The following is a 15337-nucleotide window of genomic DNA, read 5'->3' on the forward strand; positions in this document are numbered from 1 at the left end:
CGAACACCCGGTCAGGACACGGCGGTGCCGATGAGGTGACCCACGAGGAAGGTGACACCGGCGGCGAGACCGCCGGCGACGACCTGGCGGAGGCCCGAGCGCAGGGGCGGCCGCCCGTTGAGGACGCCGATGCCCGCACCGACGCCGAACAGCGCGGCGACCGCCAGCCCGATCGCGGTCAGCAGCGCCGCGGCGCCGCCCCCGATCAGGTACGGCAGGACGACGACGAACGCGCCCAGCGCGAACGCGAGCAGACTCGACCCCGCCGCGCCCCACGGAGAGCCGAGCTCGTCCGGGTCCAGGCCGAGCTCCTCGCGCGCGAGCGTGTCGAGCGCGACCCTCTTGTCGCTCATGATGCGGTCGGCGAGGCGTTCGGCGTCGACGCGGTCCAGCCCCTTGGCGCGGTAGATCAGGACCAGCTCCGCGTGCTCCTCGTCCGGGGTCTCCTCCAGCTCCTGCGCCTCGAGCTCGATCTCCCGCTTGAACATCTCCCGCTGGCCGGACATGGAGACGTACTCTCCGGCCGCCATGGAGAACGCTCCGGCCAGCAGCCCGGCGACGCCCGCCAGCAGGATCGCGGTCCGGGAGGATCCCGATCCGGCGAAGCCCATGACGAGGGCGGTGTTCGACACCAGGCCGTCGCTCACCCCGAACACGCCGGCCCGCAGCGCCCCGGAGCGGTCCGTACGGTGCCAGCCCTCCCGGCGCGAGATCTGCACTCGAGGGTCGGGCTTCCCGCCGTCGATGAGCTTGGCGAGAGTGCGAGCGTGGCCGCGCTCGTCCTCGGCCATCCCCGGCGTGGCGTCCGGGTCACGGTCGTAGACCCCCGCGTCCGAGCGCTCGGCGCGCTCGATCATCGGCAGGACCGCGCTGGTGGACAGCCGCCGCGCCGCCGTCGCGAGCAGCCGGGTACGCATGCTGGGCGGCCCGGGTGGTGGCACCTCCGCCCCGGCGGCGCGGAGCTTGCCCTCCCAGTGCGCCGCGTGCCTGAGCTCGACGCCCGCCAGCTCTTCCAGGATCTCGCGCCGTTCGCCGCTCTCGGCGACCGCGAGGCTGGAGTAGAGCGCGGCGGCGTCGCGCTCACTGGCGAGAAGCTCCCGCCAGCGCTTGACGTTCTGTCGATCAGCGGCCTTCCCCATGGCGCTCCTCAGAGTCGTCATCCCCATCCGTAATCAACAACTTGCCAGGACCGAAAAGTCATCCCCGTGGCTCCGGACCGCGGACTCGCGGATCCCGTTCCCCGTCAGACGATGTTCTCGCAGGCCGGCTCTTCTCGCATGTCGAGGGCGACGTGCGGCATTGTTGCCGACCGTAATTAAACTGAAGGTGTGGGCAACCTGCCGGCCGGGGGGACCCGCTTCGTGGGCCGCGAGAGGGAGTCACGCGAGGCGACGGCCGCGCTACGCCGCGGCCGGTTGCTGACGCTCACCGGGGACCCCGGGGTGGGCAAGACGCGTTTGGCTCTGCGGGTAGCCGAGCGTGCCCGGCGCTCCTACCCGGACGGGGTGTGGTTCGTCGAGCTGGGCCCGTTGCGAGACGGGGAGCTGCTCACCTCGGCCGTCGCGGACACGCTCGGGATCTGTGAGATGGCCCTCGGTGTCCGGGACCACGCGTCCCGGAGCCTGATCGACGTGCTCATCGACCAGCTGGCGGACAAACGAATGCTGCTGGTCCTGGACAACTGCGAGCACCTGCTGGACTCCTGCGCCCGGCTGACCCACACTCTCCTGCGCGCCGGCCGGGACCTTCGCATCCTGACGACCAGCCGCCAGACGCTCGGCGTCACCGGAGAACAGGTGCTGCCCGTTCGGCCGCTGCCGGTGCCCGATCCCGAGCAGATGCCGTCGCTGGAGGCCGTGTCCGGCTGTGACGCGGTCCGCCTCTTCACCGACCGCGCGGCGTCGGCGTCCCGCCGGTTCCGCGTGACGGAGGACAACAGCACGGCCATTCTGCGGCTGTGTCATCGGCTCGACGGCAATCCGCTCGCCATCGAGCTCGCCGCGGTCCGGGTCCGGGCGATGCCCGTGGATCGGGTCCTGCAGCGGCTGGACGACTACTTCGGGCTGCTGTCGGAGGGCAGCCACGTGCACTTCCCTCGGCTGCAGGCGCCCCGTACGGCGATCGACTGGAGCTTCGGGCTCTGCTCTCCGGCACAGCGAACGCTGTGGCGGAGGCTGGCGGTCTTCCGGGGCGGGTTCGACCTGGAGGACGCCGAGGCGGTCTGCGCTGGTGACGGCATCGCGGCCGAGGAGGTGCTCGACCTGCTCACCGACCTGATCGACATGTCGATCGTCGTCCGGGAGCCGTCGGAACCCGTCGTCCGGTACCGGCTGCCCGAGATGATCCGCGAGTACGGCCAGGAGATGCTGGCCCGTTCGGAGGAGGGAGTCCGGGTACGGGAGCGGCACTGCGATCACTACCTGTCCCTGGCCGAGCACGCCATGGCGGAGTTCATGAGCCCCCGGCAGGCGCTCTGGCTCTCCCGCCTGCGCCTGGCGCACCCGGACCTGCGCGCCGCGGCGGACCACTCGCTGACCGCCCCCGGCGACGGGACGATCGCCCCGCGGATCGCGGCCCCCCTGGGCCGCTACTGCATGACGCGCGGGCTGCTCAGCGAAGGCCGTCACTGGCTGCGCGAGGCCCTGGACCACGGCCCGGTCTGGGCTCCTGCCCGGGCGGACGCGCTGTGGATCGCCGGCTGGCTCGCTCTCCTCCAGGGGGACACGGTGGCGGGCACGCGCCTGCTGCGTGAGTGCCAGGACCATGCCGGGCGGATCGGCCATGCGCGGGCGCAGAGACGCGCGGTGCACCTCCTGGGGCTCGCGGCGCTGGTCGAGGGCAGGTTCGAGCGTGCCCGCACGCTGCTGGACCAGGCATTCGAGAGCGACCTGGCCGCCGGTGACCCCGACGGTCAGTCACTCACCCTGTTCCACCTCACCCTCGCCCACACCGGCCTGGGCGACGACGAGAGCGCCGTCGCCGCCGCCGAGCGCTCCCTGGCGATCTGCCGCGAGCACGGTGCCACCTGGTCCGAGTCGCACGCGCTCTGGGCGGCGGGGGTCGCCGGCTGGCGGCACGGGGATTCGGCCCGAGCCGGTCTGCTGCTGCGGGATGCCCTCGGCCTCAAGCACACGCTGTGTGATCGCTGGGGGCTCGCCCTCTGCCTGGAGGCCCTCGCCTGGACCATGACGGACGCCGACGCGGAGGTCGCCGCCCGCCTCCTCGGCGCCGCGAACGGTGTGTGGCGTTCGATCGGGTCGTCCCCGGACCGCATCCAGGCGCTGACCGAATTCCACCGTGGGTGCGAGGCGCGGCTGCGCGAGGTGCTCGGCCCTGACCGGTTCGGGCGGGCCTTCCACGCGGGGGCGGCCCTCCCGCTGGACGACGCGGTCGCGTTCGGGCTCGGCCGGCCGTCACCCGCATGTTCCTGAGCGGGCACCTCGGACGAAGGCGCGCCGGGGCCACGGAGTACGGTTTCGGAATGGACATCGCGACCCCGCAGGGGCCGGCCGAGGTCACCCTGGACGAGCCGGCGGATCCGGCGTTCCTCCTGGTCATGACCCACGGATCCAACGGCGGAGTCGACGCTCCCGACCTGCTGGCCGTCCGCGAGGAGGCGCTACGGCTCGGCGGGGCCGTGGCACGGGTGCTGCAGCCGTTCCGCCGTGCCGGGCGACGTGCGCCCGGTTCCGCCCCTCGGCAGGACGAGGCCTGGCTCGCGGTGATCGCCGAGCTCCGGGAAAGGTTCCGCGACGTGCCGCTGATTCAGTGCGGGCGGAGCAACGGCGCGCGCGTCGCCTGCCGCACGGCGCTGAAGGCCGGCGCGCGCGGAGTGATCGCACTGGCGTTCCCGCTGCACCCGCCCGGGAGACCCGAACGTTCCCGCGCGCATGAGCTTCGAGCGGCGGGCGTGGAGGTCGTGGTCGTCAACGGCGACCGTGATCCGTTCGGTGTCCCGGACCCGGCGGACGCGACTCTCGTCCAGGTCCTGCCGGGAGAACGGCACGATCTGGCCAGGAAGCCCGCCGCGGTGGGGGCGGTGGTGGGGGAGTGGTTGCGCCGGTGGAGCGCCGGCTCGAGCTGAGTCCCCGGAATCGATGGTCTTTACGGACTGGTCCCCCGAAGAGAACGCGTCACGCCGCCGTGTGAGCCGGAAGGTCGGTCGGGCGGTGCGGAGCGATGATCCCCCCGTCGGGAAGCAGCTCGCCGGTGTCCTCGAACAGCACGACCCCGTTGCAGAGCAGACTCCATCCCTGCTCGGGGTGGCAGGTGATGGTGCGAGCGGCCTCACGGTCGGGTGCGGTCGCCGAGGGGCAGGGCGGCTCGTGCGGGCACATGTGCGTGCCTCCGGTCTCGACTACTCGTAGGTGCGGTTGCCTCATGTCACTAAGACGTCTTCGAGTGTGCTGCGGTTCGCCCCCATGCCGACATAGCCCGGCCGGGCGGTTTTCCCGATGGCCCCAGTGACTCCTCGTGACAGAGATCACTTTACGGCTTAACGGCCCGTACCCGCATCCAAATCGGCCAAAGAACAACTCTCGGTACAGACAACGATCTGTCGCCGTGTGCTTACGGGGCCCGGGTCCGGCGGTGTTTCGCCCGCCCGTCGCCGGGTTCACGGGGTGCGTGCGCGACACGCCTTTCCCCGCGCCGCCACAGGCGAGGGTCACGACGCCGGAAGGACTCGGTCAGTGCGCCGGCGCCCCGAGGCGCGATCCCGCAGGAGGAGGGTCTCCCCGCGGAGTCGCTTCCTCAGGCCGTCCGCCGGCCCAGGTCGTTGACCCACGAAGGGCCGATCTCCTCCAGGGCGTAGCCGTCGGGGTAGGAGCGGGTGTAGGGCTTTTTCGGACGGGTCGACGGGCGCGGCGGCAGCAGACGGACCGCGAGCGCCCGCGCCTTCAGCGCCCGGTGCGCGCCGATCTCCAGGATCCGGGGCGCGCGGGGCAGACCGAGCGCCTGACGCAGCGGCGTGTCGGTCAGCGCCAGCACGCCCCGCCGGGCGAGCGGGCGCAGGAACCGCGGGAACCAGCCCTCGAAGATCGCGATCGTCGCCTCCGCGACGCGACGGTTCGCCTCCGCGTAGGCGTAGTTCTCGCGCTCGTACCGGTCGAGGAAGTCCGCGAACGCCTCGTACGTCTCCGGGATCTCCTTGAGCCCCATGAGCCGGCCGATGTGGCGGAACGTCTTGGCCGTGGCCCGCACCTCGTGACTGCTGTACGGACGCCAGCCGTACTCGGCCACCCAGCGGACCGGGATCACCACGAACGTCGACAGGACGTAGAGGAAGTCGTCGTTCGAGATGGCGTACCGGCCGTGGATGCGGTTCATGCGGCGGAGGGCGGCCAGGCCGCGTTCGGAGTCCAGGCCGCCGTCCTGCGTCATCTCGTACAGGAGCGCGACGGTGTCGTCGTAGCGTTTCTGGCCGCGCCGGGCGAACTCCCCGGTCCGGTCGAGCAGCCCGCCGATCGACGGCACCGCGTACGTACGGAACAGCGCCAGCTCCAGGGACCGCTGCAGGTCCCACGGGAACTCGTACTCGGCGCTGATCCGGTAGATGTCCTGGTAGTCGCGCTCGGGGTCGAGGGCCTGGATCTGCCGTAGGCGGGTGTAGCGGGCCATCCAGATTCTCCGCGTAAGGGGGTAATTACCGGATTTGACGCCATGATCGTACGGGAGATGACCGCACGGCGCAGTGGCGGACCCCACAGCGGGAGGCGCCCGCTCCCTCGAGCGGGCGCTGTCGGAGGACGCGCGTCAGAGGAGGCCGGCGAGCACGCGGTCGAGGCCCGCGAGGAAGCGTCCGTCCCAGTCCACGTCGTCGGGCGTCGTCCCGGCGGAGCGTTCGCGGGCCTCCAGGGCCACGGTGCCCAGCAGGTAACCGAGAAGGACGTGCGCGCCGACGGCCGCCTCCGACTCCGGCAGGCCGGCCGCACGCAGCAGGTCCCGCACGGAGATGGTGGTCGTCACGAGCGCGCCCGGGTTGCGGCGGGTGACGATGAGCGGCATCACCCCGACATGTTCGAGCAGCCGGTCGCGGTAGGTGCGGGCCCAGGCGCGCAGCCGGTCGCGGGGGTCGCCGTCGCCCGGGGGCACGGGCAGCGCGGCGACGTGCGCGATGAGCTGCTCGAGGAGCTGCTCCTTGCCGTGCGGGAGGTGATGGTAGATCGCCATCGCCTCCACCTGCAGCGAGTCGCCGAGGCGGCGCATCGTCAACCGGCTCAGGCCCTGACCGTCGATGAGGTGGAGCGCGGTCTCGATGATGCGCTCACGCGTGAGCGGTTCCCGCTGCGACATGATCGCACCTTACTGCGTAAAGGCGGTCGCGTGAAGGCGGCCCGGCCGCGTGTCACGGTGCCGTACCCTCTACCCTTGGCCGAGAGCATCGAGAGAAGGGGAGCCGCCATGGTCCTGGGTCGCAAGGTGAGCCCGGAGGTCGCTGAGCGCCACGCCGCGGACAAGGAGCTCGCAGCCGAGCTTCGCGACCGGCTCACCGCCGCGCAGGACGCCGAGCGGGAGTTCCATGCCGCTCAGGTCGAGAGTCGTCCCCTCGACGAGCTGCGCAGGCTCGCGGTCGCCTACGACGGTGCGCTGTACGCCGCCCTCCTCGCCGCCGAGGCGGCCCAGCGGGTGGCCATGGGCCCGAAGACGTACGAGCACGGTGACGCCGAGCAGCGCCGCGCCGCGCAGATCGCCGCGCGCAAGACCCGGGCCAAGCCGAGCGTCCGCCCGTACATCGACGAGGTCGACCGGCTGCGCACGCTGCGCGAGGCCCACAAGCTGGCCGTGCGCACCACCCCGCCCGCCCACATCTGAGGCGGCCGCCGCCACGCGTGAACGGCCGTGTGGGACGCTCCGCCGGCCGGGGAACCGGCGGGGCCGGCCGGCGGGACGCCGCCGAGGGGACACCTCGCGGACCCGGCGGGCGTCCCGGGGCGCCATCGTTGCCGGGGCCGGACCGGTCACCGCGCGATCGCGCCACCGCCGAGAGCGGCCCGGTGACCTGGCCGATGGAGGGCCTTGACCCTCGGCGCGCTTCGCTCGCGCCGTCGCCACTTGTCCATGAAATCGCCGCTGGTTTTCGTCCAAGGGGTACAAGACAGTGCCCCACCAGCGTGAACACGGCCAGGTCGGAGTGGCACGGGCCGATGAACTCTGAGACTCTACCGACTCAGGTGTCGTCGTGGGCAGCAGCGGCCGTCCCGGCCACGGCGATGTGGGTCAGCAGGAAGTGCTCTGTCCGGGGGGATCACTTGGAGCGCACGCCGCCTGATCGGCGAGACCTTCTCGGCGCATGCCGAGAAGGCGTCATCGCCATCTGCGAGCTGGCCGCGCACTTCTCCGACTGGTCCGTCCCGACGCCGTGCAGGGAGTGGGAGGCCATCGACCTGGCCGGTCACCTGCGCTGCGTCGCGGAGAACTTCCACGAATACCTCAACGACGCGCCGAACAGCCGGCTCTCCCGGTTGTTCGCCCAGGACGCCCCGGCCGCCCTCCTGGTACGCCAGCTGTCCCGGCAGAACGCCGCCGAACTCGCTGTGCTGCCGCCCGCCACGGGCCGGGAGCACATCGTCGCGTTCGCCGTCTCCGCCGAGGCGTATTCTGACCGGCTGCTCGACGTGTGGGACGAGCCGTACCTCTCCTACCGGGGTACCAAGCTGACCGCAGGGGACTACGCGGCGGCGGTGTGCGTCGAGTGGCACCTGCACGCCTGGGACCTGGCCCGTGCCCTGGACAAGGATCACCGCCCCAGCCGGCCCGACGTCATCGCGGCGGCCTGGCGCACCGGAGTGCCGCACCTTCCGGCCCCGGGCAGGGGGGACGAGTGGGAGGCGGTGCTGCGCGCGTCCGGACGGTCGCCGGACTGGCATCCCGAGTGACGGCCGCCCCTCAGGTTCGTTCAACGAACCGAGTGCGAGCGGTCGGTCCATGTACGTCAAGTGAGGGCGCGGTACAAGAACCGTAAGCTGTTTCTTGTTAACCGGGCGCAACGACGCACCGCAGCGGAGGCGTCAGACTGTCGGGCACTCGTCGGTGGAAGGGTGGCCGTGTTCTTCTCACTCCTCAAGCACGTGTTGCTGGGACCGCTCCTGAGGATCGTGTTCCGGCCGAAGGTGACCGGCACGGTCCCCGGCGGCGCCGCGATCCTGGCCGCCAACCACCTGTCGTTCTGCGACTCGCTGTTCCTGCCGCTGATGGCACCGCGCAAGGTGGTCTTCATCGGCAAGGAGGAGTACTTCGTCGGCACCGGGCTCAAGGGCCGGCTGATGGCGGCCTTCTTCCGGGCGGTCGGCACCATCCCGGTCGACCGCAGCGGCGGTTCGGAGGCGGCCGACGCCCTCGACACGGCCCTGCGCGTGCTCGGGCAGGGCCGGCTGTTCGGCATCTACCCGGAGGGCACCCGTTCTCCGGACGGCCGGCTCTACCGGGGCAAGACCGGCGTGGCCCGGCTGGCCCTCGCGTCGGGCGCGCCGGTGGTGCCGTGCGCGCTGATCGGCACCGACCAGGTCCAGCCCACGGGGCACCGGCTGCCGAAGAAGATCATGCGGGTCGAGGTCCGCTTCGGAGAGCCCCTGCGGTTCGCCGAGGACGCCGACCCGCGCGCCGTCACCGACGAGATCGTCGCCGCGATCCAGAAACTGTCCGGCCAGGAGTACGTCGACGTCTACGCCGCCTCCGTCAAGAACCGCTGACCGGGAACGGAACCGCGCCTCCGCCCGGAGCCGCCGACGGGAGCAGCCCCGCGTCTCCGTGACCACGGCGCTCACCAGATCCGCGCCCACCGGGGTTGTACGCGGCGACGGGTTCACGTGGGGCGGACGAAGCCGGACTCGTACGCCGCGATCACCGCTTGGGTGCGGTCTCGCGCCCCGAGTTTGGCCAGCAGGTTCCCGACATGGGTCTTGATGGTCTCCACGCTCACGACCAGGTCGGCGGCGATCTCCGCGTTGGACAGGCCCTGGGCCATCAGGGTGAGGACCTGCTCCTCGCGTTCGGTGAGCCGCGCCCGCCGTATCCGGTCGGTCTCGCGGCCCGCCGCGTGCCGGGCCGCCAGCCCGCGGATCGCGGCCGGGAACAGCAGTGAGTCGCTGAGCGTGACGGTGCGGATCGCCTGCAGGATCTCGGGCGGGCGGGCCCGCTTGAGCATGAAGCCGCTCGCCCCGGCGCGTAGCGCCTCGTACACGTAGTCGTCGTTCTCGAACGTCGTGATGACGAGGATCCGCGGCGGCTCGGGGATCGTGCCGAGGATGGTGCGGGTCGCCTGGATGCCGTCGACCGCGGGCATGCGGACATCCATCAGGACGAGGTCGGGCCGCAGCGTGCGCACCATCGGGAGCACCTCGGCGCCGTCGGTGGCCTCGCCGACGACCGTGAGGTCCGCCTCGGCGTCGATGATCGCGCGCAGGCCGGTCCGGATCAGCGGCTCGTCGTCCGCGATGAGGATGTGGGTCACTGTTCTTCGAGCTCCATCATGGGGACGACCGGGATCGTGACGTGCACCCGCCACCGCGTGCCGTCGGGACCGGCGGTGAACCGCCCGCCCAGGACGGTGACGCGTTCGCGGAGGCCGCTCAGGCCGCTGCCGCCGCCGGCCCGGGGCGCGGTGCCGGCCTCGACCGGGTTGGTCACCTCCAGTTCGAGGTGGTCGGCGCGCACCCCCAGCCGCACGCCGACGGGGACCTTCCCGGCGTGCCGGAGGACGTTCGTGAGCGCTTCCTGCAGGATGCGGTACGCCTCCCGGGACACCACCGCCGGGACGCCTCCGGTCCGGCCGACCTCGGCGCGGACGTCGGCGCCGGCGGACCGGGTCTGTTCGAAGAGCGTCTCGACGTCGGCGAGCGTACGCTGCGGGGTCCGGGCGCCCGGGTCCTCGCGCAGCAGGCCGAGCACGTGATCGAGGTCCTCCAGGGCCGTCCGCCCGGTCTCCTCGATGGCCGACAGCGCGCGGCGGGTGAAGTCCGGATCGGCGTCCAGCAGACGGAGGGCGGCCCCGGCCTGAAGCGTGGTGACGGTCAGCGCGTGCCCGATGGAGTCGTGCAGCTCCCGTGCCAGCCGGTTGCGCTCGATGAGCTGTTCCGCGCGGCGCTCCAGCTGGGCCAGCCGGTCCGCCGGTGACGGGCCGAGCAGGGCCGGCGCCAGCCGTGCCAGCACCGCTCCGACGCCCGCCCCGAGGTAGAGGACCAGCGGCAGGAGGACCAGCCCGAGGACGACCGTCGCCCCGGTGAGCAGCACCGAGGATCCGCCGAGCAGCTCACGGCCGGCCTTCTCCCCGGTGGACGGCGTCTGGAGCAGGATCAGGGCCATCGGCGGCGCGAAGACGCCGATCAGGCCCGTCCCGCCGCCCACGCCGATGTGCAGGACCCACCAGACGGCGGTGCGCCGGCGGGACCGCCACGAGCGCATGCCCTCCGCCGTCTCGGCGGGCAGTCGTACGCCGAGGAGCGTCTCGGCGGCGGTCCGGGACAGGACCCGCACGGCCGGGATGAAGGCCACGGCGCTCGAGACGGCGATGTAGAGGATCAGCGTGATCAGGTCCTGCAGGACCTGATCACCGGTCATCCGCCCGGGGTGGCCGATGATCTGCAGCAGCGTCGCGTAGATCAGGAGGTACGGCACCAGGATGGCCGTGCCGCCGAGGATGAACGTCCACCGGCGGTACGTCGTCACGCTGAGGAGCGGGCGGACCAGGGACTGCACGCTGAGATCCTGACAGAACGACGCCGCGCCGCGCCTCCCCCGAGCGAGCGAGGTTGCGCGGGCCGGGAAATCGCGACTGGTGTCCTGGACGCCGTGTGATATACCTTGGGCGCAGCAACGGGGTTTCCCGCTCGATCGGATGAGGCGCTTTCCCCCGCCCCCTGCTCCACCGCCGCCGTTGATTTCTCCGGCAGGCGACGATTACCCCCCGAAAGTCATCTTTTCCATCGCTGTACCGCTTTCGCGTGTACGCGTTCACCGGCGGCCCGACGCGCCGCCCGTCTTCTCACGCGCCGTCATCGATGACGGCGCCGCATTCCGAAGGGATTTTCCATGACCATCACTCTCGAACCCACTGCCGCCCCGCCCCGCGCACCGCGCGAGCGGGAGAACCCGGCCACCCCCGTCTCGGGCGTCCTGGAGGTCGGCGACAAGCACGCGTTCGTCCGGGCCTCCGGCTATCTCCCCGGCCCCGCCGACGCGTACGTGTCCCTCGCGCAGGTCGGCAAGTACGGACTGCGCCCCGGCGACATCGTCGAAGGGACGGCTCGCCGCCCGCGGCCGGACGACAAGCGCGCGAAATTCAACGCGCTCGTCCGCGTCGACAGCGTGAACGGACTGCCGCCGGAGAACGCCGCCGCGCGCCCGGAATTCACCGACCTGACCCCGCTGTATCCCCGGGAACGGCTCCATCTGGAGACCGGCGGAAACGCCATGGCGGGCCGGATCGTCGACCTGATCGCGCCGATCGGAAAAGGCCAGCGCGGCCTCATCGTCGCACCGCCGAAAGCCGGCAAGACGATGATGCTGAAGGCCCTCGCCACGGCCATCCGCGCGAACCATCCCGAATGCCACCTGATGATCGTACTCGTCGACGAGCGGCCCGAAGAGGTCACCGACATGCAGCGATCCGTCGACGCGGAGATCGTCCATTCCACGTTCGACCGTCCCGCCGCCGAGCACATCGCCGTCGCCGAACTCGCGATCGAGCGCGCCAAGCGCCTCGTCGAACTCGGCCGCGACGTGGTCGTCATCCTCGACTCGATCACCCGGCTCGGGCGGGCCTACAACCTGGCGGCGCCTTCGAGCAGCCGGATCCTCGCCGGAGGGGTGGCCGCGACGGCGATCCATCCGCCGCGCCGGTTCCTCGGCGCCGCCCGCAACATCGAGGAGGGCGGCTCGCTGACCATGCTCGCGTCCGTGCTCGTCGAGACCGGATCCCGCATGGACGACGTCTTCTTCGAGGAGTTCAAGGGGACCGGCAACATGGAGCTGCGGCTGAGCCGTGAGCTCGCCGACAAGAGGGTCTTCCCGGCCGTCGAGGTCACCGGTTCGAGCACGCGCCGCGACGACCTGCTCATGTCGACGGCGGAGCTGGACGTCGTGGCCCGGCTGCGCCGGGTGCTGCACGCGCTCGGCCCGCAGGAGGCCGCCGAACTCCTCCTCGGCAAGCTGCGCGACACGCCGTCCAACGCCGAGTTCCTGCTCCAGGTCCTGCGGGAAACGGCCCGATGAACCACCAGGCCCGCCCAGGGGACCGCCGGGTCTGGCCGGTAAATCGGCGGATAACACCTCCAACGCCCCGCACCGGCGACTACGGTTTGATCATCGACGTAAGTGAACCGGTACGGAGGACGTGTGTCGGCATTGGAGGAACAGGACCAGGCCCCCCCGGGCATCGACGTCACCAAGCCCAGCATCGCGCGGGCCTATGACGTCGTCCTCGGTGGGAAGGACAATTTCGCCATCGACCGCGCGATCGTCGGTGAAATGCTAAAGATCGTCCCGCAGCTTCCCGAGGTGGCCGCCTACAATCGGCAGGCCCTCATCCGCGGTGTCCGCTACCTCACCGAGGTCGTCGGCATTCGCCAGTTCCTCGACCTCGGCTCCGGACTGCCGACGCGCGAGAACACCCACCGGGTGGCGCAGCGGTACGCGCCCGACGCGCGCGTCGTCTACGTCGACAATGACCCCATCGTCCTGGCGCACGGGCGGGCGCTCCTCGCCGAGAACGACAACACGACGGTCGTGACCGCAGACCTCCGGGATCCCGCGTCCGTCATCGAGCACCCTGACGTCACCCGGCTCATCGACTTCTCCCAGCCGGTAGGCGTCATGCTCGTCGGCATCCTCCATCACCTGCACGACGACGAGGACCCCGAGGGCGTCGCGAAGGCGTACATGGCGGCGGTGCCCTCCGGCAGCCACCTGTTCATGACGGCGTTCTGCGCGTCCTTCCCCGAGGCCGCCGAGCTGGAGGAGACCTACCTGAGGGTGCTGGGCACCGGCAGATTCCGGACGACGGACGAGTTGCAGCGGTTCTTCGGCGACCTGGAGATGGTGGAGCCGGGTCTGGTCTACCTCCCCGAGTGGCGGCCTGACGAGCCGATCGCCGGGGACCTGACGGTGGCCGAGCGGCTCATGGCCGGCGGGATCGCCCGCAAACCGTGACCCGCCCGGGGACCATGGTGAGCAGCGCCGCGACCCCGGCGAACGTCAGCAGCGCCATCACTCCACAGTCACGCTCTTGGCGAGGTTGCGGGGCTTGTCGACGTCATGGCCCAGCGCCACCGCCGCGTGGTAGGCCAGCAACTGCAGGGGGATCGGCAGCAGGATCGGGTCCAGCTCCGGTTCGTTCTTCGGGATGACGATGGAGTCGTCGCCGAGCTCGCGGTGCCCCACCGTCAGCACCCGGCCGCGCCGGGCGCGGATCTCGCCCAGGGTCGACAGGTTCTTGTCCAGCAGCTCGTCGTCCGGGACCACCGCGACGGCCGGCAGGTCCGGGCTCACCAACGCCAGCGGGCCGTGCTTCAGCTCGCTCGCCGGGTACGCCTCCGCGTGCACGTAGGAGACCTCCTTGAGCTTCTGCGCGCCCTCCCGGGCGACCGGCCAGCCGCGCACCCGCCCGATGAACAGCATGCTGCGGTAGGCGGCGAACTCCCGCGCGACCTCGGCGATCCGGTCCTCCTGCTTCAGGATCTCCTCGATCTGCGCGGGCAGTGCCCGCAGGCCCTCCGCGATCCGGCGGCCGTCGGCGGGGGACAGGTCGTGGATGCGCCCCAGGTGCAGCGCGAGGAGGGCGAAGACCACGGCGGTCGAGGTGTACGCCTTGGTGGACGCCACCGCGATCTCCGGGCCGGCGTGCAGGTAGACGCCGCCGTCGCACTCACGGGCGATCGCGCTGCCGACGGCGTTGACGACGCCGAGGACCCGCCCGCCCTTGCGCTTCAGCTCCTGCACGGCCGCGAGCGTGTCGTACGTCTCGCCGGACTGGCTCACCGCGACGTAGAGGGTGTCCGCCTCGACCACGGGGTTGCGGTAGCGGAACTCCGAGGCAGGCTCGGCGTCGGCCGGGATGCGGGCGAGCTCCTCGATGAGCTGCGCGCCGACCTGCCCGGCGTAGTACGCCGAGCCGCAGCCGAGGATCTTGACCCGGCGGATCTCCCGCGCCTCCCGGGGGTCGAGGTTGAGGCCGCCCAGGTGGGCGGTGTGGAACCGCAGGTCCACCCGGCCGCGCAGCGCGCGCTCCACGGCGGCGGGTTGCTCGTGGATCTCCTTGCGCATGAAGTGCGCGTAGCCCTCGGCGTCGTACGCGGCCTCCTCGGCCTCGATGACGGACGGCTCCTTGCGGGTCGTCCGCCGGTCGAGCGTCGAGGTGCGGAACCCGTCGGCCCGTACGGTCGCCAGCTCACCGTCGTCCAGGTGCACCACCTGCCGGGTGTAGCGGACCAGCGCGGCGACGTCGGAGGCCGCGAACATCTCCTTCTCCCCGATGCCGAGCACGATCGGGCTGCCGTTGCGGGCCACGACCACGAGGCCGGGGTGACGGCTGTCGACGACCGCGACCCCGTACGTGCCGACGACACGGGACAGCGCCTCCCGTACGGCCTCCTCCAGGTCCGCCGCCCCGGACCGGGCGATCAGGTGCGGTAGCACCTCGCTGTCGGTCTCGGAGGTGAGGACGACGCCCTCGGCGGCCAGCTCGGCGCGCAGCTCGTCGGCGTTCTCGATGATGCCGTTGTGCACGACGGCGACGGTCCCGGCGACGTGCGGGTGGGCGTTGAGGTCGCTCGGCTCGCCGTGGGTGGCCCAGCGGGTGTGTCCGATCCCCGGAGTGCCCTTGAACCTGGCGGGCAGCTCGGCCGCCAGCTCGCCGACGCGCACCTTGGCCTTGCGGACCCGCAGGTCACCCGACCGGCCGACCACGGCGAGGCCCGCCGAGTCGTAGCCCCGGTACTCCAGGCGGGCCAGGCCCTCGGTCAGGATCGGCACGGCGTCCCTGGGGCCGACATAGGCCACGATTCCGCACATTCAGCTCTCCTTCATCCGTAGACGATGCGGCGGAGCTGGCGCAGCGAGAGCTCGGGGGGAGCGACTCGGCGCGACGACAGCTCGGCGGCGATGCGTTCGAAGATCCGGTCGTTGGTCAGCCCGCGTGCCTTCAGCTCGGCGTGCCGCCGGCGGACGAAGTCCTCGGCGGGCTCGGCGAAGTAGGCGAGCACGTCGGCGACGACGCGCGCCGCCTCGCCGGGGCTCAGCGGCGACGTGCGGCTGAGGTGGGCGACGAGCTCGTCATGGGGATGTCCGGACACGAGGGTCGATGCTGCCGGTACGAGAGCGACAAAATCAAGAATCCTGCCCG

14 protein-coding genes and 1 pseudogene are annotated in these 15337 nt (G+C 71.6%); 7 read left to right on the plus strand and 8 right to left on the minus strand.

Translation table 11 applies throughout. The features are described from left to right. Positions 1–11: 11 nt before the first annotated feature. Positions 12–1139 (minus strand): VIT1/CCC1 transporter family protein, encoded by a 1128-nt coding sequence (locus NE236_RS02000; protein WP_252840022.1) that lies wholly within the window; start codon positions 1137–1139, stop codon positions 12–14. 189 nt (positions 1140–1328) lie between these two features. On the opposite strand from NE236_RS02000, the gene NE236_RS02005 reads away from it, so the two are divergent. Next, positions 1329–3431 carry an ATP-binding protein gene (locus tag NE236_RS02005; protein WP_252840023.1) on the plus strand — a complete coding sequence of 701 codons (2103 nt, stop codon included), beginning with the start codon at positions 1329–1331 and terminating at the stop codon, positions 3429–3431. A gap of 50 nt (positions 3432–3481) precedes the next feature. Then, a complete protein-coding gene (locus NE236_RS02010; RefSeq protein WP_252840024.1) occupies positions 3482–4084 on the plus strand; it encodes an alpha/beta hydrolase family protein in 603 nt (200 codons plus the stop codon). A 49-nt stretch (positions 4085–4133) separates the two neighbouring features. Here the strand turns inward: NE236_RS02010 and NE236_RS02015 are convergent, their stop codons facing one another. From NE236_RS02015 to NE236_RS02025, 3 genes are all read right to left on the minus strand, one after another. Then, a complete protein-coding gene (locus NE236_RS02015; protein WP_252840513.1) occupies positions 4134–4337 on the minus strand; it encodes a DUF5999 family protein in 204 nt (67 codons plus the stop codon). Positions 4338–4752: 415 nt separating this feature from the next. Beyond that, entirely contained in the window at positions 4753–5619 is an 867-nt protein-coding gene (locus NE236_RS02020) for an oxygenase MpaB family protein (protein WP_252840025.1), read from the minus strand. Positions 5620–5754: 135 nt separating this feature from the next. Continuing rightward, entirely contained in the window at positions 5755–6294 is a 540-nt protein-coding gene (locus tag NE236_RS02025) for a TetR/AcrR family transcriptional regulator (protein ID WP_252840026.1), read from the minus strand. A 75-nt stretch (positions 6295–6369) separates the two neighbouring features. On the opposite strand from NE236_RS02025, the gene NE236_RS02030 reads away from it, so the two are divergent. From NE236_RS02030 to NE236_RS02040, 3 genes are all read left to right on the plus strand, one after another. After that, complete coding sequence (locus NE236_RS02030) at positions 6370–6813, plus strand: plectin (RefSeq protein WP_252840027.1); 444 nt, start codon at positions 6370–6372, stop codon at positions 6811–6813. 437 nt (positions 6814–7250) lie between these two features. After that, entirely contained in the window at positions 7251–7877 is a 627-nt protein-coding gene (locus NE236_RS02035; protein WP_252840028.1) for a maleylpyruvate isomerase N-terminal domain-containing protein, read from the plus strand. A gap of 168 nt (positions 7878–8045) precedes the next feature. Beyond that, positions 8046–8690, plus strand: a complete 645-nt coding sequence (locus tag NE236_RS02040) for a lysophospholipid acyltransferase family protein (protein WP_252840029.1) — start codon at positions 8046–8048, stop codon at positions 8688–8690. A gap of 113 nt (positions 8691–8803) precedes the next feature. Here NE236_RS02040 and NE236_RS02045 read toward each other — a convergent pair whose 3' ends face one another. Continuing rightward, entirely contained in the window at positions 8804–9451 is a 648-nt protein-coding gene (locus tag NE236_RS02045) for a response regulator (RefSeq protein ID WP_252840030.1), read from the minus strand. Continuing rightward, the gene (locus NE236_RS02050) at positions 9448–10695 is read right to left on the minus strand and encodes a sensor histidine kinase (RefSeq protein ID WP_252840031.1); all 1248 of its coding nucleotides are present in this window, start codon (positions 10693–10695) and stop codon (positions 9448–9450) included. Before NE236_RS02050 ends, NE236_RS02045 begins: the two co-directional genes overlap by 4 nt. A gap of 369 nt (positions 10696–11064) precedes the next feature. Between NE236_RS02050 and rho the strand changes: the two are divergent. After that, positions 11065–12210, plus strand: a pseudogene (gene rho / locus NE236_RS02055) (transcription termination factor Rho); the annotation flags it as partial. Positions 12211–12333: 123 nt separating this feature from the next. Further along, positions 12334–13146 carry an SAM-dependent methyltransferase gene (locus NE236_RS02060; RefSeq protein WP_252840032.1) on the plus strand — a complete coding sequence of 271 codons (813 nt, stop codon included), beginning with the start codon at positions 12334–12336 and terminating at the stop codon, positions 13144–13146. Between the two features lie 57 nt (positions 13147–13203). Here the strand turns inward: NE236_RS02060 and glmS are convergent, their stop codons facing one another. Both glmS and NE236_RS02070 read right to left on the minus strand, forming a co-directional pair. Then, the gene (gene glmS, locus NE236_RS02065) at positions 13204–15006 is read right to left on the minus strand and encodes a glutamine--fructose-6-phosphate transaminase (isomerizing) (protein WP_252840033.1); all 1803 of its coding nucleotides are present in this window, start codon (positions 15004–15006) and stop codon (positions 13204–13206) included. Positions 15007–15017: 11 nt separating this feature from the next. Continuing rightward, on the minus strand, positions 15018–15287 hold the full coding sequence (locus tag NE236_RS02070) for a hypothetical protein (protein ID WP_252840034.1): 270 nt from the start codon (positions 15285–15287) through the stop codon (positions 15018–15020). Between the last annotated feature and the right edge of the window lie 50 nt (positions 15288–15337).

Source organism: Actinoallomurus purpureus (genome assembly GCF_024055795.1).
GTDB lineage: Bacteria > Actinomycetota > Actinomycetes > Streptosporangiales > Streptosporangiaceae > Actinoallomurus > Actinoallomurus purpureus.

Excerpts from the sequence above, each read along its gene's own strand:
- NE236_RS02000 (WP_252840022.1), bottom strand. The coding sequence starts at position 1,139 with ATGGGGAAGGCCGCTGATCGACAGAACGTCAAGCGCTGGCGGGAGCTT.
- NE236_RS02010 (WP_252840024.1), top strand. The coding sequence starts at position 3,482 with ATGGACATCGCGACCCCGCAGGGGCCGGCCGAGGTCACCCTGGACGAG.
- NE236_RS02015 (WP_252840513.1), bottom strand. The coding sequence starts at position 4,337 with ATGTGCCCGCACGAGCCGCCCTGCCCCTCGGCGACCGCACCCGACCGT.
- NE236_RS02020 (WP_252840025.1), bottom strand. The coding sequence starts at position 5,619 with ATGGCCCGCTACACCCGCCTACGGCAGATCCAGGCCCTCGACCCCGAG.
- NE236_RS02025 (WP_252840026.1), bottom strand. The coding sequence starts at position 6,294 with ATGTCGCAGCGGGAACCGCTCACGCGTGAGCGCATCATCGAGACCGCG.
- glmS (WP_252840033.1), bottom strand. The coding sequence starts at position 15,006 with ATGTGCGGAATCGTGGCCTATGTCGGCCCCAGGGACGCCGTGCCGATC.